Origin of the sequence: Aneurinibacillus sp. REN35, assembly GCF_041379945.2 — a bacterium.
Classification (GTDB): Bacteria; Bacillota; Bacilli; order Aneurinibacillales; family Aneurinibacillaceae; genus Aneurinibacillus.
Map to the genome: position 1 here is coordinate 40,504 of NZ_JBFTXJ020000001.1, position 26,550 is coordinate 67,053.

A 26,550-nucleotide genomic window follows, 5' to 3' on the forward strand; every position below is an offset into this window, starting at 1 on the left:
ACCGTGTGAAAGGAAGGGAACACTGAGATGGAAATAGACAGCAGGATACGCATGCAGGGAAAGCGGCGGATCGAATTTTCGCTTACGTCATCCGCCCGAAAGGAGCTGCAGACGGTTGATGTACCCGAGGACAGGGCGATACGTATTGATGCGGAGCTATCCGGATGCTGCGGCTTTACATATACACTGAAGCTGATAGTGGATGAACTGCGCCGTGATGATATTGTCATCTATCAAGCACCGCTCCGCTTTTTTATTGATCAATTTACGAGAAAGTATGTGGGGGATGCGCTTGTGCTGGATTACGATTCAGGGAGCGGCTACACCCTTACGAATAAAGAGGAAGCTTTTGTATGTCAGGCCAGCTTTGGAGGGGTACAGCACAGCATGGAACAGAGAGGAGGACAAGCATGTACGAAAAACGAGCTACCTTATTGATTTCATGCCCGGAGAGGCCCGGCATCATTTCAACCATCTCTCATTTTTTGTTTGAACATAAGGCCAATATCATTCAATTCGATCAGCATACGACCGATCCGACAAGCGGCATTTTCTTTATGCGGATTGAATTTACGGTAGACGATCCCTCATTTTCTTTTACGCAGCTTGAGCAGGATGTGGCAGCCATTGCAAGGGAATATCATATGGACTGGCATCTAGGAATTGAGCAGAAAAGAAAACGGATGGCGATTTTCGTTTCTAAGGCGGACCACTGCCTTCTCGAGCTTCTCTGGCGGTGGAAGGCCAAGGAAATCGCTGTCGATATTCCGCTCGTAATCAGCAACCATAACGAGTTGCAGGACATTGTAGAAAGTTATGGGCTGCCGTTCTATCATATTCCTTTATCTAAAGAGACGAAGGAGAGAGCGGAACAGCAGGCGCTGGAGCTTTTAGAGGGGAAGGTTGATTTTATCGTATTGGCCCGGTACATGCAGATTCTTTCGCCGGCATTTATTGCCCGTTATCCGAATCGCATCATTAATATTCATCATTCGTTCCTGCCGGCCTTTGTGGGCGCCAACCCGTATGCCCGCGCCTTTAACCGCGGAGTCAAGCTGATCGGTGCCACGGCTCATTACGTAACGAATGAGCTGGATGAGGGACCGATTATTGAGCAGAATATCCTGAGGGTGAATCACCGCTATACGATGGACGAATTAAAGGTGGCGGGCCGCCAGGTGGAAAGAAATGTGCTTGCGCAGGCCGTGGCTTGGCATGTGGCCGACCGGCTCATGGTATATGGCAATAAAACGATCGTATTTGCTTAATTCACTACAATATAAAAGCACAATCCCCAGAGGCTAATCTGGACGGGGATTGTGCTGGAAAAAGCTAGTCCCACCAGAGAAAAGCACGCTCCGTTATTTGCAGTTCTTCCTTTAAGGCTTCCACGCTGCCGCATCCCTGGTCGACGATATCTGGACAGAATTCATACAGATCCTCACAAAATGCATCCCAATCTTCTGGCTCGCCTGCAAGTAAAAACTGGACTGTATCTGTTTCGGCCTGGAAAATATCGATGCCAAAGGCCCGGTCATATTCGATAAGCTTTTCGATGACCTCTTCTGTCAGCATATCGTAATTGACCGCATCCGTTTCCATTAAACGCAGAATATCGAATTGAGAATCCCCTGTGCCAAGAACAACTTCAACCATTCCCGCCGCTGGGGCATCCTCGGAAAGAAAGCTAGTTGTGCCGATGAAGCTGAGCACATTGTGCGCCGCTTTGGAACGCATGGTTTGTATCACCGCGAAGGCGTCCTCCTGCTCAACAAGCACGGAATAGGCGCCGTCTTTTTTTGTTCTGCCAAAATTAACCGTAAAGTAAGGGCGTACTGTCTGTCCGGTCAACTCTTGCAGCTCCTGTACCATGTCCGCAATGTTCATCTCGCTCTCTCCTCGCAAAGTAGTATATATTCAGAAAATGATAGTTGTTTTGTTTGATCATAGTTAGCTTCCTCTGTGTTTGTCAATCCCGAGCTTTTCGATTCGTCTAAGGAGCGTAGCGTGAGGAACATCAAGTATGGAGGCCGCCTGTCTGAGACTTTTTGTTTTTTTCACCGCCTCTTCAATCAATTGTTTCTCAAAGGCGGCTACTCGATCTCGCAACCCGGCTTGCTTCGTATATGTACTGGGATCGTATTGCAAAAAAATCGGAAGGTGCTCAATGCGGATGACATCCTCTTCTACAGTCGCATAGATTCCTTCGATACAATTCTGAAGCTGGCGGATGTTTCCCGGCCAATGATACTGTACGAATTGCCGCATCGCTTCTTGCGTATATGTTTTTATAGGCACCTTATATAAGGAAGAAAAGTGGGTCAAAAAAAGGTTGATGAAATATGGCAGGTCTTCCGGCCGTTCCCGAAGTGCCGGAATGACAAAGTGGGCGACTTGAAGGCGATAGTACAAATCTTCACGAAATTTCCCGTCCTCTACGAGCTGTGCCAAGCTTCGATTCGTGCTTGCTATGACTCGTACATCAATCGTTTTTGACCAGGATCCGCCTACTCTCCGAATCTCTCTTTCCTGCAGTGCGCGAAGCAGCTTGACCTGCATGAGTGGAGGAAGCTCACCGATCTCATCTAGCAGGATGGTGCCTTTATCGGCTTGTTCGAACAGCCCGATGCTGCCTTCTTTCTTTGCCCCGGTAAAAGCACCGCTCTCATAGCCGAATAGTTCAGATTCAGCCAGTGCATCAGGAATGGCACCGCAATTTACCTTTACAAACGGCATGGCCGCGCGCGGGCTTGTCTCATGAATCATGGCCGCGATCTTTTCCTTTCCTGTTCCGCTCTCTCCTTCAATGAGGATGGTGGAAGGGTACTGGGCAGCACGACGAATTTTTTGAATGGTGCTTGCAAAGGCCGGGTTTTTTGACTTTATTTCCATAGCATCGGTAGAAAGATGTGAAGAGGAAAGAAACATACGGGCCTCCAATCTATTCTGTTGTATCAATTATGAACAAAGTGGTTTGATAATGATACAAAATCAATGCTATGATTAATGAGGAATTTTGTCAATCACTCAAAAAAACGGTTCAAAAACGAACAAATCCATAAAGTTTTGTGTAGCATAAATATTCTAAATTAAAGGATCATTTGGTTTCTTTTAGTTGGCATGGTTCTTGCTTAATTAAATTTATAACACTGAGAGGTGCACACATGGTAGAGAGAGATTTTCAAAGATATGTTCAACAGGTAATTCAAGAGCACAAGATTAGGACGGTTCGTGTCTCAATTATGGACAATTCCAACATTCCGCGCTCCCGTTATGTGACCGCAAAGTTTTTTCTGGAAAACGTGATTCCTGAAGGCATTCACTATCCCTCTACGCTTTTTTCGTTCGATACATCCGCTGCTCTTGTAGAAGAAGCGGGGAATGGCTATGCCGGGGGATACCCAAGCTGGGTGCTGCATCCTGACTTAAATACGTTTGTGGTACTGCCGTGGGTACATCAAACGGCGAGGGTACTCGCCGACATTTATGATGGAGAAGGCCAGCCGATTCAGGAGTCTCCACGCTATCAATTAGGGCGTGTGCTGCAGGAGCTTGACAGCATGGGATATCAGGTGCGGGGTGCATTTGAATTTGAGTTTTATGTCTATAACAAAGAGAGTATGAAGCCTGCCTGGGAAGGGCTGAATTGTTTTTCGGATGTTGTACAGGCAGAGGTTGCCGACATTCTAGAAGCGGTTCAAACTGGGCTATCCGATATCGGGGCTGGGCCTGAGGTTGCGAATACGGAATACGGCTCAGGGCAGTTCGAGATTACGAATTCGCCGTTTCAGGGAATGCCGATTGCAGATATGGCATTTTTCTATCGAACAAGCATCAAGGAGATCTTGAGTCAGAAGGGATGGCATGCCACATTCATGAGCAAGCCTGACGAGCGCATGAGTGGCAGCGGCGGTCATTTCCATCTTTCGCTGCTTGATCAGGAAGAAAAAAACATATTTAGTGATCCGACTGCTCCGGATGGTCTTTCGGATGTGGCCCGCTGGTTTATTGGCGGACAAATTCATCATGCGTCTGCTATCTGCGCATTAGCGAACGGTACCGTAAACAGTTACAAGCGTTTGGTTCCAAATTCATTTGCTCCTGTTCATGCTTCATGGGGCTATGAGCATCGCAGTACGATGATACGTATTCCGCAGGGGCGAGGGAAGAAGACTCACATGGAAAGTCGGCTGCCTGGAGCAGATACGAATCCTTATTTAGCGATGGCGGCGACCCTGTTAGCCGGAATAGACGGCATCCGCAATCGGATCGAGCCGCCACCTCCTGTGGTAGGAATTGATATTTACCGTGAGCCGGGCCAGCATGCCCGCCTGCCTAAAAATCTTGATGCGGCGATTGATGCTCTCACAACCAATGAGGTATTCACTCAGTTTTTTGGCTCTGCATTCCTCAATCGCTACGCGGCTTTACGTCGGCATGAATACGAGCGCTATGAGCGTACGATAAGCGAATGGGAGCGAAAAGAATATTTTGATTTATTTTAATCGTAAGGAGGAGATGATCTCATGTATCGCGTAACAAAAGAAAACCTTATCTATGCGATGTCACCCGAAAATGATCCGGTCCTGCGCGTGCCATCCGGCAGTACGGTGGTTTTTGAAACGTGTGACTGCTTTGAGGATCAAATTCGTTCTGCTGATACGCAGTTTGATGCGTTGGATTGGAATCGCATTAATCCGGCAACGGGACCTGTATATGTTGAAGGCGCTGAGCCGGGAGATATTCTGGCTGTACGGATCGAGAAGATACACATAGCGAATCAGGGAGTGATGGTGACAGGACCGAATCTTGGGGTGATGGGTTTTGATTTGACAGAGAACCATATTCGGATCGTTCCTGTTCGCAACGGAAATGTAGTGTTCGCAGACAACCTTGAAATCCCGGTAAATCCTATGATCGGAGTAATCGGAACGGCTCCTGCTGTCGAGTCTATTTCCTGCGGTACACCGGGAGGGCATGGAGGCAATATGGACTGCAAGCAGATTCGTGAAGGGGTCACCTTGCTGCTGCCTGTCCATGTTCCCGGAGCGCTTCTTGGGCTCGGTGATCTGCATGCGGCGATGGCTGATGGTGAAGTTGCTGTGTGCGGCGTAGAGATCGCTGGCGAAGTGACAGTGACGGTCGAGGTGATGAAGGGGAGAGAGCTGCCCCTGCCGATGGTGATTACAGACGAACATGTAATTACGATCGCATCAGAGGTGGAGTTGGACAAAGCTTCTGATCAAGCGGTTATCAACATGGTGAATTTCCTGCATGAACAATGGCAAGTTCCGAAGGAGGAGGCCACCTTCCTGCTCTCCATTGCAGGCGATGTGCGCATATGTCAGGTGGTTGATCCGTTGAAAACGGCACGGGTGGAACTGCCGATCGCGTATGCAGAAGCAATAGGAGTAGACATAGAATCATATTTGATAAAGTAGGTGAAGACAGTGAACGTACAAGTGGAGCAGAATGCTAATACTTCCACGGGATATAAACAGGAGTTAAAACGGGCGCTTACATTTAGGGATTTGCTAGTTTACGGAATGATTTTTATGGTACCGATCGCTCCGTTTGGAATTTACGGGCAGGTTGCACAAGGCTCGGGCGGTATGGTGGCGCTTGTCTACCTTATTGGTATGGCAGGTATGATTTTTACTGCCTTAAGCTATGCGCGTATGTCAGAAGCTTTTCCGATTGCAGGATCAGTATACTCGTATGCACAGCGAGGATTGAACCCATCCCTTGGCTTTTTTGCCGGATGGGTCATCCTTCTCGATTATATTTTGGTTCCTTCATTGTTGTACCTTGTATCCGGTGCCGCGCTTGGTGAACTCATTCCATCCATCCCCAGTTGGGTCTGGCTCGTTCTCTTTATTGGTATTAATACAATGATTAACATTCGCGGTATTGAGTTTACAGCCAAAGCCAACATCATTATTCTGGTATTTGAGTTTATTGTCCTGCTGCTGTTTGTTGGTGTAGGTCTTGTCGCAATTTCTCAAGGGGTAGGAGATGGATTCACGGTAAAGCCTGTCTATGATTCCGAACATTTCAGCCTTCCGCTTGTTATGGGGGCCGTTTCCATCGCGGTGTTAAGCTTTCTTGGCTTTGATGGAATTAGTACGCTGGCGGAAGAAACAAAAGGCGGCACCAAGACCGTAGGAAGAGCGGCTATTTTTGCCCTGCTGGGTGTCGGAGTCCTGTTTATTATTCAAACATGTATTGCAGCGTGGATCTGGCCTGACTTTTCTACCTTTAAAAATGCAGACGTAGCCTTTTATCAGGTAGCTGAGCTGGCTGGTGGGGCCTGGTTGAAGAACCTATGTATTATTGCTACTGCCATCTCGTGGGGCTTGGCTAATGCGCTGGCAGCACAGGCCGCCATTTCTCGTATTTTATACAGCATGGCAAGGGATCGGAATCTTCCGTCTTTTCTGGCCAAGGTGCATGATCGCTATCAGACGCCATATGTAAGCACGTTGTTAGTTGCTATCGTATCGCTGATTGTTGGGCTATTTTTTATGGATCAATTGGGTGCACTGGCTTCACTAGTTAACTTCGGGGCGTTAACGGCGTTTCTGCTGCTTCATATCTCGGTAATTAATCATTTCATTGTAAAGCAGAAGTCAACCCAGTACATTCGCCACCTTCTTCTTCCGATCATTGGCCTTATGATCATTGGCTATGTGTGGTACAGCCTGGACAGCCTTTCAAAGGAATTAGGATTCATTTGGTTAGGTATCGGAGTTATTTACTTTATTTTCCTAAAATTTAGCAATAAGAAATTAACGATCGAAGAATAAAATAATAGAAGCAAAGAAGTCTGCACTTTTATTAAAGCTGCAGGCTTTTTTGCAATGAAGCAATCACAGCGCAATAAAACAAAGGAAGCTAACCCGAAAAGGTCATAGTATATGCCTTTTTGGGCTAGCTCCCTTATGTGTAGAACTATACTTTCTGCACTTCTTCTTCGTAGCATTCCATACAGTACTGGTCTTTTTCTTCCACTTCATATTCAGTTAGCTTCGCGCCACATTGTTTACACTTTCTATCCGTCAAAATAATATTCATATCATTACCTCAATTTAGATTTCTTTACCTTTCATTATACGTCATATAATTATGAAATTTGTGAACTCTTTATGAAGATCTAATGAATTTTATCTTTTTTCAGCAAATAAAAGAAATAAAGTGGCGATCGGGCCTAAAAAAAGTGAAAGCAAAAACCAATTGATCCCTGTCCGGTTCTTACCCTGTGCAAGACCTGCGTTAATGAGTGCCAGCGTACCCCACCCTACAACGTATTCATTGTCCATATGTATTCTCTCCTATACATGTCGATGCGATATGAGGAGGGATTGCTTGCAGAAATTATTGGCGCAGCGGGAGAGAGAAATCTACCTTGCTGTTAATGGACGAGCAGGACGATCCGCTCGTTGTCATTAACGAGAACAAGCTTCCAGATGCCGTCTTCGTAGACTTCTCTTATCGCGGTATAGAGTGTGCCGCGGTAAGAAATTTCGCCCAACACAATTCTACAAACAATCATAGCAACAGTCCTTCTTTATGCTTCCTCATATATGATTGTAGCATAGTGGAGAGCAATACGAGGATATGGTGAGTGACGAATGGTTTAAAATAAAAAATAATGCCAATAGCAAGAAAATACGGTACCCTAAAAGAAACATTAAATAATAAGCAAGGAAGGGACGGTGCTCTAATTTTGTGGGTGTTTGGTCTGGTCGCTTCGGTTTATAGATAAAGTAGGATAACGTTATAGGGATGCATAAGGGAGGAAAGCAATTGGCTACGCAGGATGTATTGAAATCAAGTCTGACTCATCTCTCGTCTAGGATTCGAAAGAAAGAAATATCACCCGTCGAAGTTGTGGATGAGCTGGTAAAGAGAATTGAAGTCATCAACCCTTCCATCAATGCCTTTATTACGGTTTCGGTTGAGGAAGCCACTCATGCTGCAAAGCAAGCGGAGGCAGAGATGATGCGGGGGCAGTGGCGAGGGCCTTTGCATGGTGTTCCGCTCGGGTTAAAGGATCTTATTTATACAAAAGGGACGCGTACTACGATGGGCTCGAAGTTATATGAGAACTTCGTTCCAGACCGTGATGCAACAGTTGTAGAGAAGTTAAGGAATGCCGGTGCAGTTCTCATTGGCAAATTGAACACACATGAATTCGCTTATGGACCGACCGGAGATATCTCATTTTTCGGCCCGGTTCGCAATCCGTATGATACCGAGCGAATGACGGGAGGATCGAGCAGTGGGTCCGGTGCGGCTGTGGCTTCTGCCCTGTGTTTTGGTGCGCTTGGTACCGATACGGGCGGCTCGATTCGTATCCCGGCTTCGGCCTGCGGCATTGTAGGAATGAAGCCGACTTTCGGGCGGGTCAGCAAGCATGGTATATATCCGCTCGCCTATACGCTTGATCATGTAGGCCCTATGACGAGAACGGTGCAGGATAATGCGCTTATGCTGCATGTGCTAGCAGGCTATGATGAGCGAGACCCGTATTCGGGCCAGCGTGGCGAAGAGGACTTCGAGCGTCATATTGGCGATAGTATCAAGGATAAGGTGATCGGTGTACCTTCCACGTTTTATTTTGATGGACTTGATGAGGAAGTGCGAAAGCAAATAGAGGATGCTTTGCGCATTTTTCAAAGCATGGGTGTACATATTGAAACCGTGGAGATGCCGATCTTAGAAGAGGTATCTTGGGCGCAATTGAAAACGATTCAAAGTGAGGCGTATGCCGTTCATGAGAAGCATATGGATGGGAAGCGTGCTCACTTTCACCCGGAAGTGTTAGAACGACTTATGATGAGCGCTGAGGCAAAGGGGTACGAGTATGTTAAAGCACAGCACATTCGCAAGCATGCCTATGCCTCCTTTGCGGAGGTGTTTGAGCGTGTCGATGTGCTGCTTACTCCGACGCTTCCTATCCTTCCGCCGCGAATCGGGGAACGGGAGATGGAGGTAGCGGGCGCGGTTGAGCAGGTGCGTGCCGCGCTGCTGCGCTTGACCGGTCCAACCAGTCTAACAGGTTTGCCCAGCCTATCTGTACCATGCGGGTTCTCAACCTCCTGCGGCCTTCCTATCGGCATGCAATTGATTGGCCGCCCGTTTGATGAAGCGGTGCTATATCAGTTTGGCGCTGCTTTTGAGGAGGCAGTCGATATTCCTACGATGAAGTGGGATATTCCTGTTCGTTAATGATCCATAGCAAAGCAAAGACGAAAGCAGCTATTCCAAAGGGGGAATGGCTGCTTTCTTATTCGTTCTGTAGGCCGGATGCAAGAACGTAGTTATCCCAAGACATTGTGAATAAATCGCTCTACATTCGCAACATCTGTCATGCTCCGATTGCATTCCTGGCTATTTATACACATGTAGTTACCTACGGATTTATAATAATCAGGTATATGGGCAAGCTTTGCTTTAGATCTCGCTGAGACGAGGGCAACTTCTTTGATGTCATTACACAAAAAGCATAGGTTTTTCTTTTGTATGGGTGTATACCTTCCTTCTATCCCGACAATTTTTCCGTCTAAGTGATAAATCATAAACAATTTATGGGTGGATATATCAATCCAACCAAGATACGTAACATAGCGGAGGTCTACCGTCGATAAATCAGGTATCTTTAGTTTTTTATTCTTAGGAAATAGCTTCTTGATTTGTTTGTCTGTTACGTGTGGAAAGGTAAGCAAATACGGTTCTAAAGAATGTAAGTAGTGCTCAAAGTCTTCTGCTGTTTTTGCTATAGCAATGTTTTCGATGACTTGTTTTTGAATATCCGTATGATCAGGAAACATCTGCATAATCTTGGATTCCGCGCTGCCCCTCACGGCTTCAAGTACACCGGAATCATGCACGGTCTTGTAAGCGCGCTGCAGTATCGTGGCTTGCTGCTTAATAAAGTTGTATTGGTGATTCCTGATAAATGGTTCAGACATTGTTTTTCTCACTCCTATATACATTGCTGTTCCTTTTACTGTAAAGGTGTAGTCTATTTTATGAAATGGATAAGATGAGTAAGAAGCAAAGTCGACATATAAATAACACTGGTCATCCTACGAATGGATGACCAGTGTTATTGTTTCTATATTCTTCATTTATTTAGAGTACACAATTTTTTTTATCGTTTCTATAGCGAGGGAATGCTCCTCGGCTAATTCATCAATGGTTGTACCATTTTTAAATGCATGCTTAATGGCCGCGTTCCTCTCATCAAGCCATTTACGTCCGCCGGAACACGTACCCCATTTATGGTGGGCTGTCTCCGGTTTAGGAATATAAATGGTTTTTCCCTGCACATATTTTTGGATTTCTGCTATTAGACTTTCAGGTAAAATAGCGGTCGCTTTTACATACTTCATTTCTGCCAGCCCCTTATTCTTTTTTCGAAGAAAAATAAGGTGCAAAGCCAATCATATTAGAAATGAGAGCAAGCGTAGGTAGGCGATTTTTTAGATGAATGTCCGCCCCATGCAAAGTATCGCCCCTCTAATACTAGGCTTTGCATGAGACGCTACAGTTCCTGACAATCCGCTTTTGTTTGCCATTGTACCACCTCCCTTCTTCCAAAATATAAGCTATTAGCTCAATATTGTCACTCATGTACTACTATAGACGGTATGTTCAAGACAGGAAGAAGAGTGGAAAAGAGAAGAGAGGGAATAATACAAAAAAATCCCTTGGGTATGTTTTTGTCATGTGGACACATAAAATGGAGTATGGTACATTAAACAATAAATAACCTTTATAATAAAGGATTTATTTAAAAATAATTGTACTTTCCATATGGACATTTGTTTTTCGGAAATAGAAAATACGTAGCGATACACCCCAATGCCAGAAAAAGCCGGGTATATAGAAGCCCCGAGTGAAGGAGGAATTGATCGTGCCAAGCAAATCATTAGCAAATTTTTTGAATGAGAATCTAACCGACTTAAAAGAAAAAGGTCTCTATAATGTAATTGATCCATTAGAGAGTCCAAATGGCCCGATGATTACAATTGCCGGGAGAGAACTAGTAAATCTATCGTCTAACAACTATTTGGGGCTTGCGACGGACGAACGTCTGAAAAAAGCTGCGGTAGAAGCAGTGCAAACCTATGGGGTAGGAGCGGGTGCTGTTCGTACGATTAACGGAACGTTACGCCTGCATGTCGAGCTGGAAGAAAAACTGGCAAAATTCAAGCATACGGAAGCTGCGATCGCTTATCAATCCGGATTTAACTGTAATATGGCGGCCATATCCGCTGTGATGGATAAAAATGATGCGATCCTCTCTGATGAGCTGAATCATGCTTCGATCATCGACGGTTGCCGCTTATCGAGAGCAAAAATTATTCGTGTGAATCATTCGGATATGGATGATTTGCGCGCAAAAGCAAAAGAAGCAAAAGAATCGGGGCAATACAATAAGGTTATGGTCATTACGGACGGTGTGTTCTCGATGGATGGAGATGTAGCGAACCTTCCCGATATTGCAACCATTGCCGAGGAATTTGATCTTATCACCTATGTGGACGATGCGCACGGGTCAGGGGTACTGGGTAAGGGGGCTGGCACAGTTAAGCATTTTGGCCTCTCAGATACAATTGATTTCCAAATCGGCACACTTTCAAAAGCCATCGGCGTCGTTGGCGGCTATGTAGCCGGAACACAAGATTTGATCGATTGGCTGAAAGTGCGCAGCAGACCGTTCTTGTTCTCTACATCGCTTACACCAGGGGATGTCGCCGCTTCGATGAAAGCACTTGACATTCTTATGGAGAGTACGGAGCTGCATGATCGTCTATGGGATAACGGAAATTATTTGAAAAAAGGCCTGAAGGAATTGGGCTTTAATATTGGACAAAGCGAGACGCCGATTACGCCGTGCATTATCGGTGATGAGGTGAAGACACAGCAGTTCAGTAAGCGTCTTTATGAAGAAGGTGTATATGCCAAATCGATCGTATTCCCGACGGTACCGAGAGGAACGGGTCGGGTGAGAAATATGCCGACGGCGGCACATACGAAGGATATGTTGGATCAGGCTCTGGTGATTTATGAGAAAGTGGGCAAGGAATTAGGCGTAATCTAGACGATGCGCAGCACATTCGCCCACTTCTGCATACCGGGATAGGAGGCACAACGATGAAGAAGATTTTTGTTACAGGAGCACTCGGTCAGATCGGTTCAGAACTTGTCATGAAGCTCAGAGGCTTGTACGGGGAAGCAAACGTAATTGCGACAGATATTCGAGGGGACGAGATGAATCCGGTAGTACAATCGGGGCCGTTTGAAATTCTAGACGTTACAGATGGGAAGCGGATGCATGAACTTGCGCAAAAGTATAATGTGGATACGATCATTCATCTTGCCGCTTTATTATCTGCTACCGCAGAAGCGAAGCCGCTGCTTGCATGGAATTTGAACATGGGCGGATTGGTCAATACCTTAGAAGTGGCGCGGGAGAGAGGCTGCCAATTCTTCACGCCAAGCTCGATTGGCGCTTTCGGACCTACCACGCCGAAAGATTGTACACCGCAAGAGACGATTCAGAGGCCCATTACCATGTATGGCGTCAACAAAGTATCAGGTGAGCTGCTTTGTGATTATTACTACCATAAATTCGGTTTGGATACACGCGGCCTCCGTTTTCCAGGACTGATCTCGTATATAGCACCTCCTGGTGGAGGCACAACAGATTATGCGGTTGAAATTTATTATGAAGCTATCAAAACGGGTCGTTATACATCATACATTGCTGAAGGCACGTACATGGATATGATGTACATGCCGGATGCATTGCAGGCAGTCATCATGCTGATGGAAGCTGACCCGGCTAAGCTTCGTCACCGTAATGCATTCAATATTACAGCGATGAGTATCGCGCCTGAGGACGTAGCGGGTGCTATTCGCAAGCATATACCAGGCTTTGTGCTGGATTATGCGGTTGATCCGGCTCGACAGGCGATTGCAGATAGCTGGCCTAATTTGATTGATTCATCCATCGCGCGTGAGGAATGGGGCTTCAAAGTAGAATACGACCTTGAGAAAATGACGCAAGATATGTTAGTGAAGCTTGGTGAAAAGCTCCATGCAGTTAGCGCAAGATAACAAAAAAGACACAAAACCGATCAGTCGGCTTTGTGTCTTTTTATTTATTTCCCTTGTAGCTTTTCGTACATTTCCTTTTGCAGTGCCATCTCAAGCTCTCTGTATTTTTTAAGAACTGGATATTTCTCTTCCTCGCTTTGTGCATGATAGCGAATGATGGTGTCGTCCGGCAGATCTTTCATTTCCTTTTGCATATCAGTAAGTATAGAAATGACATCTTCATCCTTTGTCCGAGCCTTCGCTTCATCGAAGAGTTTAATGGCATGTGTTTTTTTCCCGTTACCGCCTTCAAGAATCAGCATGGCAACCAAATCATCTTTCTGCCAGTCATATACTTCCTTTTCTTTCTTAACCTGATAGCCGATCATACTGTATAATCCGAGGTCATCCGGTTTATAGATGGTGCCATTGTTGTATTCGAACTTTCCGTCCATAAGATCAACTCTGGCTACATTCTCACGCGATAGTTCATTTTGATCATATTTTGTGTCGAATTTCTTAGAAATCCGCTCAAGGCGGGGATCAGAGAAGGTCAGCTTCCCACTCGCGTCTTTTGATTGGTTCTGCTCTTGTTTTTGATTTGGCTGCTCTGCTTGCTGCTGTCCTGAACATCCGATGATGCCGGCAAGTCCTAGGATCAGTATGCCAAGTGCGAATCCTTTTGTGATCTTCATGGTTATTCTCCTTTGTCTATCAGTGTCTATCAATATGCAAGATAAGCACTTTGTTTATCTATGATTCCTCAATTATTGTACACAAAACCTTTGTGAATAGAAAGGAGTACAGTGTCTGTTCGTTATTTTGTGAATAAATCTTAAAGACTCTGACACAGATTGGACAAATACCCACACGCTTGTCTTATCCCTTCATATACTATCCATGAGGTGAGGATATGGAAACAGAAGTAGGGATTGTCATGCCTGTATATTATCAAAAGGAAGAGCATGTAAAAGCAGCGCTTCACACGATTCTAGGCCAAACACATACTGATTTTATGCTCTGTATCGTGATTGATGGCGCACCTGAAATGCTCGCTTTCATTGAACCGCTTGTCCGACATGATTCCCGGGTTCACATCATTTCCTATGAACATAACCAAGGTGTGGCACATGCGTTGAATACGGGGTTTAGCTATATTTATGCGATTCCTTCGATTCGTTATGTGACCTGGGTATCGACAGATAATCTATATTATCCGCACTTTCTTGCGACATTGTACCATGACATTACTTATGCCCCGCCTAATGTAGGGATTGCGTATACATGCTTTCATCAGATTTTTGAGGATGGAACGCTTGCCCATTCCCAGGAGTTCATAGAGGATATGCGGAAGTGGCAAAGCAGGCCGAAGGAAGATCTTCTTCAAGGATGTATCATCGGTCCAGCCTTTATTCATCGAATCGAGCATTGCAAGGACATGGACCCGTATCGGTTTACGCTGATTCAGGATTATGATTATTGGCTGCGTATGACAGACCATTGCGATATCCAATTTAATCCTGAGGTTACGATGGCGTACCGCTTGAACTCGCCATTTAGTCTATCGACAAACATTAGGACCAATCCGAGGTACCACCGCACATGTTGGAATGAGGTACACCAGGCACATTGGGAAACAAGGCAGCGGAGAGGCATCGTACCGGATTTGACAATCGCTTATGTTGTGAAAAATACAACGAATGATCTCTTCCATAACTTGAGCCGCTTGATTGATCAGTACTACACGAATTATGACTTGTTTCTTGTCAATCTCTCAGGTGTAGATATACAGCAGATTGTTGTCGATGAATATAACGACCGCCGTATTATCGTCCGAGATGCGTCAAAGACTTCACGAAAGCAGATGATACAGGACATTGCCGCGACATGCCGTACGCCTTATTTTATGGAGGCAAGCGGTACAAAAAAGTTTTTGAACGAAGCCATACTAGGCCAGCGTATGAAGGAGATCAAGGAGAGTACACAGGTGTCTCCTATATATAATAGAGGGTCCTTCGCTATCTACCGCCCAATGGGGGGAATTGGGCTTAGAACATACACTGTATATCCGATTGCCGAGGCAAAATGGCGTCTTGGTATATAAAAAAATCCCTTTCCGTTGTGGAAAGGGGTATCTGGGCTAGTTTCCTTCTTGGTTGTATGTATCTTTTCCCACAACAGAAGGAAATGAAACAAAAGAATAGCGGTTAGGGAAGAGGAATCTCACTCTCTGTAAATGTAATGAATCCCATGTCTTTCATGATTTTCCCTGCAGCGCTGCTGATTTTTTCTCTGCTGTTTGCCGGGTCTTTAAAGTGTTCGTCTACTGCCGGTTTTACTTTAGAGATATCAACACCGCCCTGTTTAATTTTGATTTCTTCTGTTGCATCCCAATGTGTAATCAATTCATTGATAAAAGACGCCTTATCTTCATCGCTCATGCTCAGCCAGTCTGCTCCGGTAGCCTCAAACAGGTTGATCCCGTAGATCTCACCTGTGTCAAAGTCAAAGAAAGATACCTCACCGGATTCATGAAGGATTTTGATAATGCCGTCATTCATTATGATTAGTTTTTTTATATCGGTGATGCCATTCTCATTAAGAATGAGAGTAAGAGCCCGCTCGGAAAACATCTCTGCATTCAATGTCATTCCATGAATCAGCATCGCGGCGGCTTGTCTTTGGGCGCTGCCAAGCGGATTGAAATTCGTTCCGTCCCCTTTCACGAAGCCAATTGCTTGTGAGAATGCGACATGCGGTTTTGCCCAGGATGCGATTTTATTGCTGTCTGCAAAGGAGAGCGGTAAATCCATAGCCTCTGCATAGTCTTCCATGCCCATGCCCCGTACAAGCAGCGTCGTCATCTCCTGCCGTGTGATTTGGTTTTTGGCACCGAATTCATTTGGCCCGATACCCTTTGTCAGACCTTCGTGGACGAGCGCACCCACAGCGCCTTGTGCCCAAGTAGGGACATCGCGGAACATAGCAGCCGCTTTTGGATTATCCGGAAGTTCTAATGCGCCGGCCAGCAGACTGGCGAACTCTGCCCGGGTAATTGGGTTAAGCGGCTTAAATGTATGATCTTTATATCCGGTGATGATGCCAACCCCCATCAGCTCAAGGATTTGCTCTTTAGCGTACGACCCTTCAACATCCGTAGGATACACATACGCAAACATGCGTGTTGGGAATATAAGTGCCAATAATATAAGCAATAAACCAATCTTCTTCTGCATATTCTATCTCCTATTCTAGAAAATCATGATGGCTCATTTAGTATAGTGAGATTAATGGGGGGCAACAAATGCTTTTATAACCAAAACAAAACGGAGGCATCCAGGAATTCTGGACACCTCCATAGTGCCTCATGCTCATATAAGGAATCACCAATGTAAGAAAGCGTTTACAATGTGTTTTTGGATGTACTGATTTCATGAATAAAAGCTGCGCATTGCCGCGCAATTAGTTCCTTGTCATTATCAAGTGTTGCTACATGATAGGAGTTTTCCAAGATGACTTTTTCTTTTAGCTCCGCTCCAATGTTGGCGAGGATATAATCAGAGTCGGCAGGTGGGACGATATGGTCTTCCCGGGAGACGAGTACGAGTGTCGGACAGGTAACGGAAGCGAGACGCTCGGCGACCCGGTCTTTAAATGTGAGCAGTTCTTTAATGGAGGCGACCGGTGTCTTCGCATAGGCAAGCTCTTGTATATCCGGGGCTTTAATATCAGAGCCGATTGCATCGAGATAGCGGGCGGTTTCACCGGCAAGTGCTTGGAAGTTCTCAATGCGAATCGCTGCATTAATCAGCATGATGCCGCGAATATCCGGATGTTCTTCTGCCAGATGGAGCGCAATTGTTCCGCCCATGGAGAGACCGACTACATAAATATCGCTGCAGGAGGCTTTTAATTTGTTCAGTCCTTCTTCTGCAGAGGCGATCCAATCCTGGTACGTCGTCATCTCCATATCTTCATAATGTGTACCATGACCGCGCAGTCGGGGTGCGTACACGGTATATCCGTTTTCCGCCAGGGATTCACCAAGAAAGCGCATGCTTTGCGTCGTTCCGGTAAAACCATGCTGTACAAGGACACCGATGTCGCCATTCCCTTCCATAAAGAACGGCTCAGCATCTGGAAGAACAGGGTATTTCTCTGCCATGTTTTATCCCTCCCATAAAAATAGAAAATCACATACTGAATTTTCCACCTTTATTGTATCAAACATAGAAGAGGTGAACAGCAAGTATTTTACGTATGATTCGTATTTTATGGAGGAGAAGTCTTAGGGAGGTATCTGCTTAGAATATGTTCTGTAGGCATCAGTAAGAACTTCGGAACTAGGTTTTCCTGCTTGGGTCGCACGTTTTTATCAGCATGGCATAACAGAAATAGCGGCTTCATATATAGCTGTCGCATGGCACGGTAATATGGATTCGGAATGTCTTTGACTTCAAACCCAAGGCGGGCAACGCCTCGAGAGAGCACGGTTACACCAATAATTCCTTTGATTTTGTCTTTTTGCGGATGTGTGGAAAGAAATTCGGCAAGACCGGGCATGGAAGACTCTACCCGCCGATAAACATACAATGCCCGTTTCGTATCAGACGCCAGACTGGCAAGCTCATACATAAGCAGGCAGTTATGCAGATGAATTTTAAGCATCATGTCATTTGTGTTCACACGAATACCACTTGAGAGAACGAGGCTTCTGCCACGGTACCGAAGAAGCTTTACTCGGAAAATGTTCTTCTCTTTGCGATTCACATATCGAAGCTTAGAACAGGTGAAATACATTGTATCAAGCCATGACCAAAGCCAGAACCATCCCTTCATCGTACGCCCCCCTTTCACGTTAGGAAGTAAAATGTGAAGCTGTATATTTCATATTTATTAATGTGTAAAGAACATTAGGAGTATGTGGGGTAGATTGTTTCCAAATAATCAGGTGTGCGCGTAGAGATGGAGTGCAGCATACAAAAAAAACCTCACCCGAATGTGCGGGTAGAGGTTGAAGTATCAGGCGCTGTGAGGGATGCGCTTGCTTTCTTCGGCCTTTAATGTATGAAGTGTAATTTCTGGGCGGCACCCTGTACGAATATTGACGCCAGTTTGTCCCAAGCCTTCACTAATGTAGTACGGCTTTTCATTTTTGTATTGCAATCCTTTGATGATGTTCATGCGTGCCAACTTTCCCATCTTAAAGAGATGGTAAGGTTTTGGCCAATGGATTTGTCCCCCGTGAAAGTGTCCTGACAGAAGATAATCAAAAGGGGTATTGTTCATATGCAGTATAATATTCGGATCGTGGGTGAGCACAAGATTAACGCCCCGCTGAATCCCTTGATATGATTTGGCAATATCGCTTCGCTTTGTGCTGAAATCGTCGATGCCGATAATATTGAGCATCGTATTGCCGATGGGGATGGATTTGTTTTCATTCTGCAAAACCGTGCACCCGCGACTCTCCAGCTTTTTGCGAAATAGCTCAAGGCTTTGCTTACGCATGAAATAATCATGGTTGCCAAAGACCACATAGATGCCAAGCGGCGCATGAAGTTTTTTTAGTACATCAATATATTGCATGAACGGTTCAATATTTTTCTTCCGTTCGATTTGGTCACCAGTTAAAGCGATGAGATCAATCGGTACGTCCTTTACTTTATCGTATAGAGCCTCCGGTGTGATGGAGAGATTCTCAAAGTGCATGTCCGAGAGGTGCAGGATATTGATGTCCTTCTCCTTCGGTACGGGTGCAGTAATCTCTACTTTTTGCACACATACATCAAACGTATTGCGGTATGCACGACGAACACCAACTATGAATGCAAGTGAAAGAATACATATTGTAATAAACATCCGACGCCTCCTCTCTTCATTTTGCTGCTGCTTATTCATCATAAACCGAAGAGGAAACAATGAAAACGATGAAATATTGGAAGAGAATACAGTTGCGAACGTATATTCTTGTTCTATAATGATAATAGAGCAGAAAAGGGGACGGATGGGATGGAGAAAAAAATCTTGCTATGCGATATGAATTCGTTTTTTGCTTCCGTTCACCAAAGCCACGATCCGAAACTTGCCCGTGTACCGGTTATTGTAGCCGGAAATCCGCAAAAGCGTAAGGGAATTGTAGTTGCGGCTAGCTATGATGCGAAGGCGAAGGGTGTGTATACAACGATGCGTTATTACGAAGCGCGCAAGCTTTGTCCTGAAGCGGTATTTGTTCAGCCGGATCATGCACTGTATCGTCGTTATTCAGAAGCCATCATGCGCTTTCTCCGCAGGATCGCTCCCTGTGAAGTGGCATCGGTGGATGAGGCGTATCTTGATATTACGGAGCTGATCTCACGCGGGCATACAGCGGCTGTAGTAGCAGCGTATATTCAAAGCAAGCTATACCGGGAATTATCCCTGCCGAGCAGCATCGGAGCTGGACCGACAAAACTCATTGCCAAGATGTGTGCAGACATTAAAAAACCGGGCGGATTCGTAGAGATGGGGGTACAGAAGTATCGAACGTATTTTTGGCCGCAGCCGGTAGGTACGCTGCATGGATGCGGACGGAGCACGGTGGAGCGTTTGCAGCGCAAAGGTATACATACAATCGGGGATTTGGCGGCACAGACGGAGGATGCACTGCGTGCGTGGTTTGGAAAGAAGGGAGAATACTTGTACCGAGCAGCGTACGGTACATATGAATCGCCTGTGAATCCAGAACGGAAAAAAGGAGAGAAAAGCATCGGCTCATCGCGTACGTTTGCTTTTGATACGATGGATCGGACTGTGATTGCTCAAGCGGCGCGTGAATTCAGTGAAAAACTGGCGGAGAAGCTAAGGCAGAAGGGAAAAAAGGCCAAAACTGTCGTGGTAGAAGTGAAATTTGATTATCGGCAGGCGGTTTCCCGCAGTGTGGCTCTCACGGTGGCAACGGATCAAGCTGAAGAAATTTATAGGGCAGCTATGCACATATACGAAGTGTATTTCTCTACCCGCCCACTTCGCCTGTTTGGCATCCGGCTGCATCAACTCACAGATGAGACATATGAGCAGCTGCGATTTCCTTTTTAGCGTAGAGAAATGCAGGAGGGAGCCTCGTGCTACAGCTCTTCTCCCCTGCCTTCTTGTTATGCTCTTACGTCGATGCGGCTGCCTAGATGCGGTTGTACGCTCTTCTCAAGCAGTTCGACCATTTGGGCGCCTGCTTCTTTCTGTGTGCTCATAACTTTTTTGGTAACGGCCAGACTCACAGCGGTGCTAAGCGAAGCGGCTTTCAGTGAGGTAGCAACTGCGGCGATATCCATATGCGGCACTCCTTTCTAGACAATGTCTTATGCCTACTGTATGTATCGGTGTTATCCTCCTTTATTATAAATGCGAGAAAGAAGAAGGGGAGCGGGAGACGAATTATATACTCACAGAACTCATATAGTTATATGATCTATAGCTGCATAAGAAGAAAAGGGGTAGGACAAAAATATGAACCAAAAGGAATATATCCAATCTCTATTCATCGAACCGGATGAGGTGACGGTTTATCCCTATTAAAGTACCAAAATACTACGTATAAATAAAAAAACAAAAAATACTATTCGTTAAAAAGTAAAGGTAGCTTCTGCTGCCGCTTGTTGGCATATCGTCGGCTTTATGGATATAGATAGGTTTATTAGTCACTCCTCCCTCCTTCCATGTTTTAAATTTACCTTTATTACTATAAAAATTGTTTCATCATCTCTTTCTTGTGGTAATAACGAAGCAGAGTATATCGAAATTACATAAAAAGAGGATGATGGACGTGAAGACACAAATGGTTTCAACTAGTGAGCAGACTCCATTCGCTTGGATGGAAGATTTCGAAGAATACCCGGCGATGCTTGGTAGTGAAGAGCGTCAGGAACTGGTTTCCTATTTGTTATATGAGAAATATCCGCTCATCAAACGCCTTAATTATGGATCTGGTGAGCCGATCCTTGAACTTATTTCTAACAAAGAAACGAAGAAAATTAAAAATGTGAAGTTCGGACACCGTACGCGGGCGAAGAAGTTAACATTTTTCTATAAAGGACAGGAGCAGCAAGCATGGTTTCCTCAGGTTGAAATTAATGGAATTTTCGTTTTTATCCGGCATGATGAATATCCGGCACAGGTTGTAGAATGCACAAGCCGCTATCTGGCTTTGAAATATGCTAGGCGTTTTCTTGCTCGTAAATATAAATACATCGTATGAGAAAACCCCTTCTGCATTGCAGAAGGGGTTTGTTGTTTACGCTGTCTGCTTCTGTTCGCTTGTCAGCCAACTGAAGCCTCGGTTTACCAGCATCACCAAGAAAAGGGAAGCGATAAATGTTGCGCCATAGATGCCAAACAGATAGAGCAGCGAGGCGAACTTGTTATGGAAAATCGACTCCAGTGAAAAGTTACTGCTCATAAATCGGTTGGCATAAACAATGAATGCCGGGTGCAGCAGATAAATATAGAATGTCAGCCCCTTTTGGAAGCGTAGGGACAGGGTATCCATAATATAGTTTAGAAATGCTGCACTAGAGACAAGCGTCACAAATGTTGCCAGTACGAATGTCAGATGGTTGGCTGTGTACAGTTTCGACGACAGAACGAAGAATACCATACTTAATCCGGACAGAGCCAATAATCCGACCAAAATCAGTTGATTTCGTTCAAGAAATTTGAAGATTGAAGCCCGATACCAATAAAGCATGTGTCCAAGATAAATCGTGAAGATCCAGGTAGGCAGGAAGTGGCGTACGCCTAAGCCCCCGATACCTTGTGCAACAATATTAATGTATCCATATTGTACGGCTAAGAAAAACAACCCGAAAAACGCAATGGTGCGCTTGGTAATGATTCGTCGACATAAATACACGAATACATAATACTGACACAGCATAAAGATAAAATATAAATGGCCCGCTGTTTGTCCGGTGAAGATGTCTTTCCAGTCATTTAACTGTACAGGTACGCTCTCCCGTAGGATCACAAAATACAGAAGGCTGGAAAGAAAAAAGGGAATATAAATATACTTCATTTTGCCTTTGAAGAAACGCTTGCCCGATACCTTCTTGCCGCTCAAGCTGTGAGCGGTAAAAAATCCGGTGATGATTGCCAGCAATACGGTGCCGTAGCGGCTAATCTGGTTCAACGCCGTCTCCCAGAATGTCCACTGAATGTAGTCATCTACATCGGCAGTGTAATGGCCAGCGAGGACAAGAAACGAAGACACGATCTGCACGAAAAATAAAGAAGCGAATAGTCTTTTATCTGAATACATGTCTCATCCTCCGTCTGTTTGTAAAGTTGCTCCTGTACCATCTATGCAAAGTGTATACAGATACAACTCGCTAAGTCAATGTTAGATGTTTTCTTCCCGATTACAGAATAGCATGACGTCAGTAGGATAAGCTATAGGTGGAGGTGGGCATCATGTCAAAACGTGTTAAATATACGGTAAATCTCGATCACAAACGTCAGCAAACCAATCAGGCTACTCCAGGCAAGCAAGACAGTGAATTTGCAAGTGCTACCGATACGCAGGCTGTGCGGATAGACAAGCTGCAGCCGGGTGGCGAATCACAAAGCAAGTATCCGCGTCATGAATAGAGATATCCCCGGATCTTCCGGGGCTTTTCTGCTTATTGATGATCATACATTGATCATACTTTTGTAACCAAAGATTAATGTACTTGTTTTACAATGAAAATACATACTTTTACATACTGTGATGTACTTGATATGCGGTAGCTTTCTGTAATGCGTATAGACTAATTTAAATGAAGGAGAGTGCTGCAATATGGACGATAATCTCATTGTTATGAGCGGAATGATTTTCCTCCTTATCTGTGCTTTGCTTGGGGCTATCCCAGCTCTGCTGTTGTATTTGGCAAAAGTAAACGTAAAAGCGTAACATTCATAAATTAGAAACCGTGCCGCCAAAGCGAACACGGTTTTTTCTATGCTGGCGTGCGTATCCTATTCATGCTCAAGCTATACCACTACATAATGATATACTACATAATAAATGAGTAGAAAGGATGAGATTATGGAAGCCGAACGCTTTCTTACGGTGGATGGCATTCGTCTATACTGCCAAATCCGTGGCAGTGGCCCCCCGGTTCTGCTGGTGCACGGTCTTGGTATGTCGTCGTATACATGGCGGCATAATATTGATGCGCTTGCCAAGCATTTTACCGTGTACGCGCCGGATCTCCGGGGATTCGGACACTCTGATCGGCCGAACAAAAGAGGCTACTCGCTTTATTACCACCAGCAAGCACTTTTGAAACTGCTCGATGCGCTTGAACTTGAGCAGGTTGATTATATTGGCAGCTCTATGGGCGGTGAGATCGGACTTCGGATTGCGATCAATCATCCGCAGAGGATCAATCGTCTTGTACTCATCGCAAGTGCTGCATACCGTGAAGAAATCCCGCGTACATTTCGCTGGCTGAGCTATCTTCCTTATCGTCCGCTGGTTGGTCCCTGGCTCCACCGTCATGTGCTGACAGAACCGGTGATACGGGCAGCGCTTCGTGAAGCGTATTATAGACCGGAGAGAATTGCGGAAGAAGAGATGCGGCTTATGATGGCCCCTATTCTCGCACAGGAGAGCGGCCCTGCTTTTCAACGTTTTATTCGCGAGTTTGACTTTGCTAAGGAAAAAGCCCGGTACCATGAAATTAATCATTCTACACTCATTCTTGCCGGTGTCCATGACCGCGTGATTCCGCTCGCTCACTTACAGCGCCTTCATCGTGAACTGCCGAATTCTACGCTTGTGGTTGTAGAGGATAGCGGACACTTGCTGCATGAGGAGAAACCAGAAGAGGTAAATCAGCACATTTTGAATTTCTTATGTAAGAAAAACTAACATAAAAAACGTCATGTTATAGATTCGTCTATCTGAATTCGTTATAATGGAAGAGTAAGGAACGAAAGAAAGGATGGACATACATGAGTGGTATTGTAGGTTTTTTGGGGAATCGTAGTGCGGTACCCATTCTGCTCGATTGTCTGGATACGCTGGATTATCGTGGATATGATTCAGCGGGAATTGCTGTATCGGATGCAAGCCAGATCGAGATCAGAAAGACAGTGGGGCGGATCAAAGACCTGCGCACGCACCTGCTGCGTGAGCCCGTCAAGCAAGGGACGCTTGGCATCGGGCATACTCGTTGGGCTACCCACGGTACGCCGTCGGTGGTGAACTCCCATCCTTTAACGGGTTGTGATCACCGCTTTATTGTTGTACATAATGGAATTATCGAGAACTATCCGCAACTGCGGCGGATGCTGGTAAAAGAGGGGCATACATTTAAAACAGAAACGGATACAGAAGTGATTCCGCACCTGCTTGAACAATATGATGAAGGTGACCTAGAGATGACCGTGCAGAAAGTGCTGCCGATGCTAAAAGGCTCCTTCGCGCTTGCCATCATGTCGGAGGCGCAGCCAGATACGATTGTAGCTGTATCACAGGATAATCCGCTTGTGCTTGGGCTTGGCAGAAGAGAAGCGTTTCTTGCTTCCGATATTCCGGCGTTGCTTCCGTATACCCGTGAGATCTATCCGATTAAGAATGGAGAGATCGCGACGCTAACACCAGGCAAAGTTACGATCAAGCACTTGGACGGAAGCGTGGTAGAACCTGCCTACTCGCTTGCGGATGAGTCGGTATATGATGTGCTGCTTCATGAATATGAGCACTATATGCTAAAAGAGATCTTCGATCAACCCAAAGCACTCGCCGACACGCTTGCCGACCGTCTTACGTCGCAAGGGGTAGAGCTTCCTGAACTTGATCAACTATGGGTCGCAGAGCAGCTACAGACACTGCGCAGAATTGACATCGTCGCAAGCGGTACATCCAATCATGCGGGAACAATCGGCAAGAAAGCATTGGAGCAGCTGCTTGGTCTGCCGGTAGAAGTCTCGTACTCGTCCGAGTTTATCCATGAGCACGCCACGCTTGACGAGCGGTCGCTGGTCGTGCTTGTAAGTCAATCCGGTGAGACCGCGGATACGCTCTCCGCGCTGCGGGAAGCGAAGAAATGGGGATGCCCTACGCTTGCCATTACAAATACGTCAGGAAGCTCGCTCGCCCGTAAAGCAGACAGCACCCTGCATGTAAAAGCGGGGCCGGAGCTTGCGGTTGCCTCAACCAAGGCGTATACCTCCCATATTGCAGCGCTTATGCTGCTTGCTCTGTGGATGGCACAAAAGCTTGATAGAGCGGAGGGTGAGGAGCATGCGAAGCTGCTTGCAGCACTCAAGCGGCTGCCGCAGGATACAGAATCTACGCTTGTTATGACTCATGATGCTGTGGATCAACTCGCTCAATTAATTGATGATCAAGATCACCTGTTTATGATCGGCAGAGGACTTGATTATGTATTGGCGCTTGAGGGCGCTTTAAAATTACAGGAAGTCGCCTATATTCATGCGGATGCCTATGCAGCAGGCGAGATGAAGCATGGAACGATGGCGCTGATTACTCCCGGTGTACCCGTTATTGCCCTGGCCACGCAGGAGCGTGTCTTCGATAAGACGATCAGCAATATTAAAGAAGTGAAGGCGCGCGATGCTTTTGTAGTAGGGATTACCCGCATCGGTGATGATTTGCTGGCGGAGGAAGTGGATGAAGTGATGTATATTCCGAATACACATCCGCTGCTGATGCCGATTTTAGCTGCAATTCCGCTGCAGCTTCTGGCGTATTATTCCGGCAAAGTGCGTGGTCATGATGTGGATCGCCCGCGAAATTTGGCGAAGAGCTTGACGGTGGAGTAGGAGAACGATTTTACAGTATATGTGTTGTATCTGTTAAATAAAAACGGTAAATAGGCAAAAATAATTGTTCCCAGCAAAATAAAGTCGTTTCCTAGAGCACGAGTGAAAATCGGGTCAAACATCTGATTTCATCCGTGCTTTTTCTTTTAGCAGGAGAAGTAGCAAGGAGAAGAAAACAGGGGAAAAGGAAAGGTCACAGAAAATCCACAAGGCTTGATATATAAGGGATGAGGGGGATAGAACTGGTCTGGTGCCTGCAAAATATACACCATATTTTGAAACCTTTTTATGAATAATTAGGAAAACAACATTTCCCCTTTTATTTCATACCAAATATTTTCCAATAGACTTATAAATAAAAAGGCTAAACTAAAGGATACTATCGAAAATGAAATCTTATTTCTTAATCGAATAGTATTAAAATGTCTATATAGCTTAAATATCAAGAATAAGATTAGTATATGGATAGGTAAAGATATACTCATTGCTATTAAATCAATGTAAGAAAAGGGTTTACTAATGTATTTATCCTGATACACATTCGAAACTATAATGATGACAAATAATATGAATTGAAAAGCAATAAATTTAAAGCAGTTCATATTTAAAATTTAACTCCATTCTATATTGCTC

General features: G+C 45.3%; 28 protein-coding genes. 14 read left to right on the forward strand and 14 right to left on the reverse strand.

What is annotated here, in order from left to right; genetic code table 11:
- Positions 1-27: 27 nt before the first annotated feature.
- Together AB3351_RS00220 and purU are read left to right on the forward strand one after the other, a co-directional pair.
- Positions 28-438 (forward strand): iron-sulfur cluster biosynthesis family protein, encoded by a 411-nt coding sequence (locus AB3351_RS00220; RefSeq protein ID WP_371145097.1) that lies wholly within the window; start codon positions 28-30, stop codon positions 436-438.
- Entirely contained in the window at positions 411-1,268 is an 858-nt protein-coding gene (gene purU / locus AB3351_RS00225; protein WP_371145098.1) for a formyltetrahydrofolate deformylase, read from the forward strand. Before AB3351_RS00220 ends, purU begins: the two co-directional genes overlap by 28 nt.
- Before the next feature lie 64 nt (positions 1,269-1,332).
- Here the strand turns inward: purU and AB3351_RS00230 are convergent, their stop codons facing one another.
- A complete protein-coding gene (locus AB3351_RS00230; RefSeq protein ID WP_371145099.1) occupies positions 1,333-1,887 on the reverse strand; it encodes a DUF4253 domain-containing protein in 555 nt (184 codons plus the stop codon).
- A 63-nt stretch (positions 1,888-1,950) separates the two neighbouring features.
- Positions 1,951-2,928 (reverse strand): sigma-54 interaction domain-containing protein, encoded by a 978-nt coding sequence (locus AB3351_RS00235; protein WP_371145100.1) that lies wholly within the window; start codon positions 2,926-2,928, stop codon positions 1,951-1,953.
- A 236-nt stretch (positions 2,929-3,164) separates the two neighbouring features.
- Between AB3351_RS00235 and AB3351_RS00240 the strand changes: the two genes are divergently transcribed.
- From AB3351_RS00240 to AB3351_RS00250, 3 genes are read left to right on the forward strand one after another with little or no spacing between them, the layout of a single operon-like run.
- Positions 3,165-4,505 carry a glutamine synthetase family protein gene (locus AB3351_RS00240; protein WP_371145101.1) on the forward strand — a complete coding sequence of 447 codons (1,341 nt, stop codon included), beginning with the start codon at positions 3,165-3,167 and terminating at the stop codon, positions 4,503-4,505.
- 21 nt (positions 4,506-4,526) lie between these two features.
- Positions 4,527-5,441, forward strand: coding sequence for an acetamidase/formamidase family protein (locus AB3351_RS00245; protein ID WP_371145102.1), 915 nt, complete (start codon positions 4,527-4,529; stop codon positions 5,439-5,441).
- A 9-nt stretch (positions 5,442-5,450) separates the two neighbouring features.
- The gene (locus AB3351_RS00250) at positions 5,451-6,806 is read left to right on the forward strand and encodes an APC family permease (protein WP_371145103.1); all 1,356 of its coding nucleotides are present in this window, start codon (positions 5,451-5,453) and stop codon (positions 6,804-6,806) included.
- Between the two features lie 145 nt (positions 6,807-6,951).
- On the opposite strand, the gene AB3351_RS00255 is transcribed toward AB3351_RS00250, so the two are convergent.
- From AB3351_RS00255 to AB3351_RS00265, 3 genes are all read right to left on the reverse strand, one after another.
- Positions 6,952-7,074, reverse strand: coding sequence for a hypothetical protein (locus tag AB3351_RS00255; protein ID WP_371145104.1), 123 nt, complete (start codon positions 7,072-7,074; stop codon positions 6,952-6,954).
- Positions 7,075-7,163: 89 nt separating this feature from the next.
- Positions 7,164-7,319: a hypothetical protein gene (locus tag AB3351_RS00260; RefSeq protein WP_371145105.1), complete on the reverse strand. Its 156-nt coding sequence runs from the start codon at positions 7,317-7,319 to the stop codon at positions 7,164-7,166.
- A gap of 92 nt (positions 7,320-7,411) precedes the next feature.
- Positions 7,412-7,552 (reverse strand): hypothetical protein, encoded by a 141-nt coding sequence (locus tag AB3351_RS00265; protein WP_371145106.1) that lies wholly within the window; start codon positions 7,550-7,552, stop codon positions 7,412-7,414.
- 254 nt (positions 7,553-7,806) lie between these two features.
- Between AB3351_RS00265 and AB3351_RS00270 the strand changes: the two genes are divergently transcribed.
- Positions 7,807-9,231, forward strand: coding sequence for an amidase (locus AB3351_RS00270; RefSeq protein WP_371145107.1), 1,425 nt, complete (start codon positions 7,807-7,809; stop codon positions 9,229-9,231).
- Between the two features lie 92 nt (positions 9,232-9,323).
- Here the strand turns inward: AB3351_RS00270 and AB3351_RS00275 are convergent, their stop codons facing one another.
- Both AB3351_RS00275 and AB3351_RS00280 read right to left on the reverse strand, forming a co-directional pair.
- Positions 9,324-9,974 carry a FusB/FusC family EF-G-binding protein gene (locus tag AB3351_RS00275; protein WP_371145108.1) on the reverse strand — a complete coding sequence of 217 codons (651 nt, stop codon included), beginning with the start codon at positions 9,972-9,974 and terminating at the stop codon, positions 9,324-9,326.
- Positions 9,975-10,133: 159 nt separating this feature from the next.
- Positions 10,134-10,397 (reverse strand): CD3324 family protein, encoded by a 264-nt coding sequence (locus AB3351_RS00280; protein WP_371145109.1) that lies wholly within the window; start codon positions 10,395-10,397, stop codon positions 10,134-10,136.
- A 524-nt stretch (positions 10,398-10,921) separates the two neighbouring features.
- Here AB3351_RS00280 and AB3351_RS00285 point away from each other — a divergent pair.
- Together AB3351_RS00285 and AB3351_RS00290 are read left to right on the forward strand one after the other, a co-directional pair.
- Positions 10,922-12,112 (forward strand): glycine C-acetyltransferase, encoded by a 1,191-nt coding sequence (locus AB3351_RS00285; RefSeq protein WP_371145110.1) that lies wholly within the window; start codon positions 10,922-10,924, stop codon positions 12,110-12,112.
- A 53-nt stretch (positions 12,113-12,165) separates the two neighbouring features.
- On the forward strand, positions 12,166-13,131 hold the full coding sequence (locus tag AB3351_RS00290; protein ID WP_371145111.1) for an L-threonine 3-dehydrogenase: 966 nt from the start codon (positions 12,166-12,168) through the stop codon (positions 13,129-13,131).
- A gap of 44 nt (positions 13,132-13,175) precedes the next feature.
- Here the strand turns inward: AB3351_RS00290 and AB3351_RS00295 are convergent, their stop codons facing one another.
- Positions 13,176-13,805: a hypothetical protein gene (locus tag AB3351_RS00295; RefSeq protein WP_371145112.1), complete on the reverse strand. Its 630-nt coding sequence runs from the start codon at positions 13,803-13,805 to the stop codon at positions 13,176-13,178.
- 218 nt (positions 13,806-14,023) lie between these two features.
- Between AB3351_RS00295 and AB3351_RS00300 the strand changes: the two genes are divergently transcribed.
- Positions 14,024-15,214 (forward strand): glycosyltransferase family 2 protein, encoded by a 1,191-nt coding sequence (locus AB3351_RS00300; RefSeq protein WP_371145113.1) that lies wholly within the window; start codon positions 14,024-14,026, stop codon positions 15,212-15,214.
- A gap of 103 nt (positions 15,215-15,317) precedes the next feature.
- Here the strand turns inward: AB3351_RS00300 and AB3351_RS00305 are convergent, their stop codons facing one another.
- The 4 genes from AB3351_RS00305 to AB3351_RS00320 form a co-directional block, all read right to left on the reverse strand.
- Complete coding sequence (locus AB3351_RS00305) at positions 15,318-16,346, reverse strand: S-layer homology domain-containing protein (protein ID WP_371145114.1); 1,029 nt, start codon at positions 16,344-16,346, stop codon at positions 15,318-15,320.
- 167 nt (positions 16,347-16,513) lie between these two features.
- Entirely contained in the window at positions 16,514-17,275 is a 762-nt protein-coding gene (locus tag AB3351_RS00310) for an alpha/beta hydrolase (protein ID WP_371145115.1), read from the reverse strand.
- Positions 17,276-17,382: 107 nt separating this feature from the next.
- A complete protein-coding gene (locus AB3351_RS00315; protein ID WP_371145116.1) occupies positions 17,383-17,949 on the reverse strand; it encodes a YkoP family protein in 567 nt (188 codons plus the stop codon).
- Between the two features lie 183 nt (positions 17,950-18,132).
- Positions 18,133-18,972 carry a metallophosphoesterase gene (locus AB3351_RS00320; RefSeq protein ID WP_371145117.1) on the reverse strand — a complete coding sequence of 280 codons (840 nt, stop codon included), beginning with the start codon at positions 18,970-18,972 and terminating at the stop codon, positions 18,133-18,135.
- Positions 18,973-19,122: 150 nt separating this feature from the next.
- Here AB3351_RS00320 and AB3351_RS00325 point away from each other — a divergent pair, with 150 nt between their 5' ends.
- Positions 19,123-20,187, forward strand: coding sequence for a DNA polymerase Y family protein (locus AB3351_RS00325; RefSeq protein ID WP_371145118.1), 1,065 nt, complete (start codon positions 19,123-19,125; stop codon positions 20,185-20,187).
- Between the two features lie 56 nt (positions 20,188-20,243).
- On the opposite strand, the gene AB3351_RS00330 is transcribed toward AB3351_RS00325, so the two are convergent.
- Positions 20,244-20,420 carry a YjfB family protein gene (locus AB3351_RS00330; protein WP_371145119.1) on the reverse strand — a complete coding sequence of 59 codons (177 nt, stop codon included), beginning with the start codon at positions 20,418-20,420 and terminating at the stop codon, positions 20,244-20,246.
- 491 nt (positions 20,421-20,911) lie between these two features.
- Here AB3351_RS00330 and AB3351_RS00335 point away from each other — a divergent pair, with 491 nt between their 5' ends.
- Positions 20,912-21,343, forward strand: coding sequence for a hypothetical protein (locus tag AB3351_RS00335; RefSeq protein WP_371145120.1), 432 nt, complete (start codon positions 20,912-20,914; stop codon positions 21,341-21,343).
- A gap of 36 nt (positions 21,344-21,379) precedes the next feature.
- Here the strand turns inward: AB3351_RS00335 and AB3351_RS00340 are convergent, their stop codons facing one another.
- A complete protein-coding gene (locus AB3351_RS00340) occupies positions 21,380-22,402 on the reverse strand; it encodes an acyltransferase family protein (protein WP_371145121.1) in 1,023 nt (340 codons plus the stop codon).
- Between the two features lie 152 nt (positions 22,403-22,554).
- Between AB3351_RS00340 and AB3351_RS00345 the strand changes: the two genes are divergently transcribed.
- The 3 genes from AB3351_RS00345 (at position 22,555) to glmS (ending at position 25,917) form a co-directional block, all read left to right on the forward strand.
- Entirely contained in the window at positions 22,555-22,731 is a 177-nt protein-coding gene (locus AB3351_RS00345) for a hypothetical protein (protein WP_371145122.1), read from the forward strand.
- Between the two features lie 439 nt (positions 22,732-23,170).
- The gene (locus AB3351_RS00350; protein WP_371145123.1) at positions 23,171-23,998 is read left to right on the forward strand and encodes an alpha/beta fold hydrolase; all 828 of its coding nucleotides are present in this window, start codon (positions 23,171-23,173) and stop codon (positions 23,996-23,998) included.
- An 83-nt stretch (positions 23,999-24,081) separates the two neighbouring features.
- The gene (gene glmS / locus AB3351_RS00355; protein ID WP_371145124.1) at positions 24,082-25,917 is read left to right on the forward strand and encodes a glutamine--fructose-6-phosphate transaminase (isomerizing); all 1,836 of its coding nucleotides are present in this window, start codon (positions 24,082-24,084) and stop codon (positions 25,915-25,917) included.
- Positions 25,918-26,550: the final 633 nt, after the last annotated feature.

Excerpts from the sequence above, each read along its gene's own strand:
- AB3351_RS00310 (WP_371145115.1), bottom strand. The coding sequence starts at position 17,275 with ATGGCAGAGAAATACCCTGTTCTTCCAGATGCTGAGCCGTTCTTTATG.
- AB3351_RS00325 (WP_371145118.1), top strand. The coding sequence starts at position 19,123 with ATGGAGAAAAAAATCTTGCTATGCGATATGAATTCGTTTTTTGCTTCC.
- AB3351_RS00275 (WP_371145108.1), bottom strand. The coding sequence starts at position 9,974 with ATGTCTGAACCATTTATCAGGAATCACCAATACAACTTTATTAAGCAG.
- AB3351_RS00295 (WP_371145112.1), bottom strand. The coding sequence starts at position 13,805 with ATGAAGATCACAAAAGGATTCGCACTTGGCATACTGATCCTAGGACTT.
- AB3351_RS00260 (WP_371145105.1), bottom strand. The coding sequence starts at position 7,319 with ATGGACAATGAATACGTTGTAGGGTGGGGTACGCTGGCACTCATTAAC.
- AB3351_RS00305 (WP_371145114.1), bottom strand. The coding sequence starts at position 16,346 with ATGCAGAAGAAGATTGGTTTATTGCTTATATTATTGGCACTTATATTC.
- AB3351_RS00345 (WP_371145122.1), top strand. The coding sequence starts at position 22,555 with ATGTCAAAACGTGTTAAATATACGGTAAATCTCGATCACAAACGTCAG.
- AB3351_RS00240 (WP_371145101.1), top strand. The coding sequence starts at position 3,165 with ATGGTAGAGAGAGATTTTCAAAGATATGTTCAACAGGTAATTCAAGAG.
- AB3351_RS00340 (WP_371145121.1), bottom strand. The coding sequence starts at position 22,402 with ATGTATTCAGATAAAAGACTATTCGCTTCTTTATTTTTCGTGCAGATC.
- AB3351_RS00245 (WP_371145102.1), top strand. The coding sequence starts at position 4,527 with ATGTATCGCGTAACAAAAGAAAACCTTATCTATGCGATGTCACCCGAA.
- AB3351_RS00300 (WP_371145113.1), top strand. The coding sequence starts at position 14,024 with ATGGAAACAGAAGTAGGGATTGTCATGCCTGTATATTATCAAAAGGAA.
- AB3351_RS00315 (WP_371145116.1), bottom strand. The coding sequence starts at position 17,949 with ATGAAGGGATGGTTCTGGCTTTGGTCATGGCTTGATACAATGTATTTC.
- AB3351_RS00235 (WP_371145100.1), bottom strand. The coding sequence starts at position 2,928 with ATGTTTCTTTCCTCTTCACATCTTTCTACCGATGCTATGGAAATAAAG.
- AB3351_RS00330 (WP_371145119.1), bottom strand. The coding sequence starts at position 20,420 with ATGGATATCGCCGCAGTTGCTACCTCACTGAAAGCCGCTTCGCTTAGC.
- AB3351_RS00220 (WP_371145097.1), top strand. The coding sequence starts at position 28 with ATGGAAATAGACAGCAGGATACGCATGCAGGGAAAGCGGCGGATCGAA.
- AB3351_RS00280 (WP_371145109.1), bottom strand. The coding sequence starts at position 10,397 with ATGAAGTATGTAAAAGCGACCGCTATTTTACCTGAAAGTCTAATAGCA.
- AB3351_RS00230 (WP_371145099.1), bottom strand. The coding sequence starts at position 1,887 with ATGAACATTGCGGACATGGTACAGGAGCTGCAAGAGTTGACCGGACAG.
- AB3351_RS00350 (WP_371145123.1), top strand. The coding sequence starts at position 23,171 with ATGGAAGCCGAACGCTTTCTTACGGTGGATGGCATTCGTCTATACTGC.
- glmS (WP_371145124.1), top strand. The coding sequence starts at position 24,082 with ATGAGTGGTATTGTAGGTTTTTTGGGGAATCGTAGTGCGGTACCCATT.
- purU (WP_371145098.1), top strand. The coding sequence starts at position 411 with ATGTACGAAAAACGAGCTACCTTATTGATTTCATGCCCGGAGAGGCCC.
- AB3351_RS00290 (WP_371145111.1), top strand. The coding sequence starts at position 12,166 with ATGAAGAAGATTTTTGTTACAGGAGCACTCGGTCAGATCGGTTCAGAA.
- AB3351_RS00320 (WP_371145117.1), bottom strand. The coding sequence starts at position 18,972 with ATGTTTATTACAATATGTATTCTTTCACTTGCATTCATAGTTGGTGTT.
- AB3351_RS00255 (WP_371145104.1), bottom strand. The coding sequence starts at position 7,074 with ATGAATATTATTTTGACGGATAGAAAGTGTAAACAATGTGGCGCGAAG.
- AB3351_RS00265 (WP_371145106.1), bottom strand. The coding sequence starts at position 7,552 with ATGATTGTTTGTAGAATTGTGTTGGGCGAAATTTCTTACCGCGGCACA.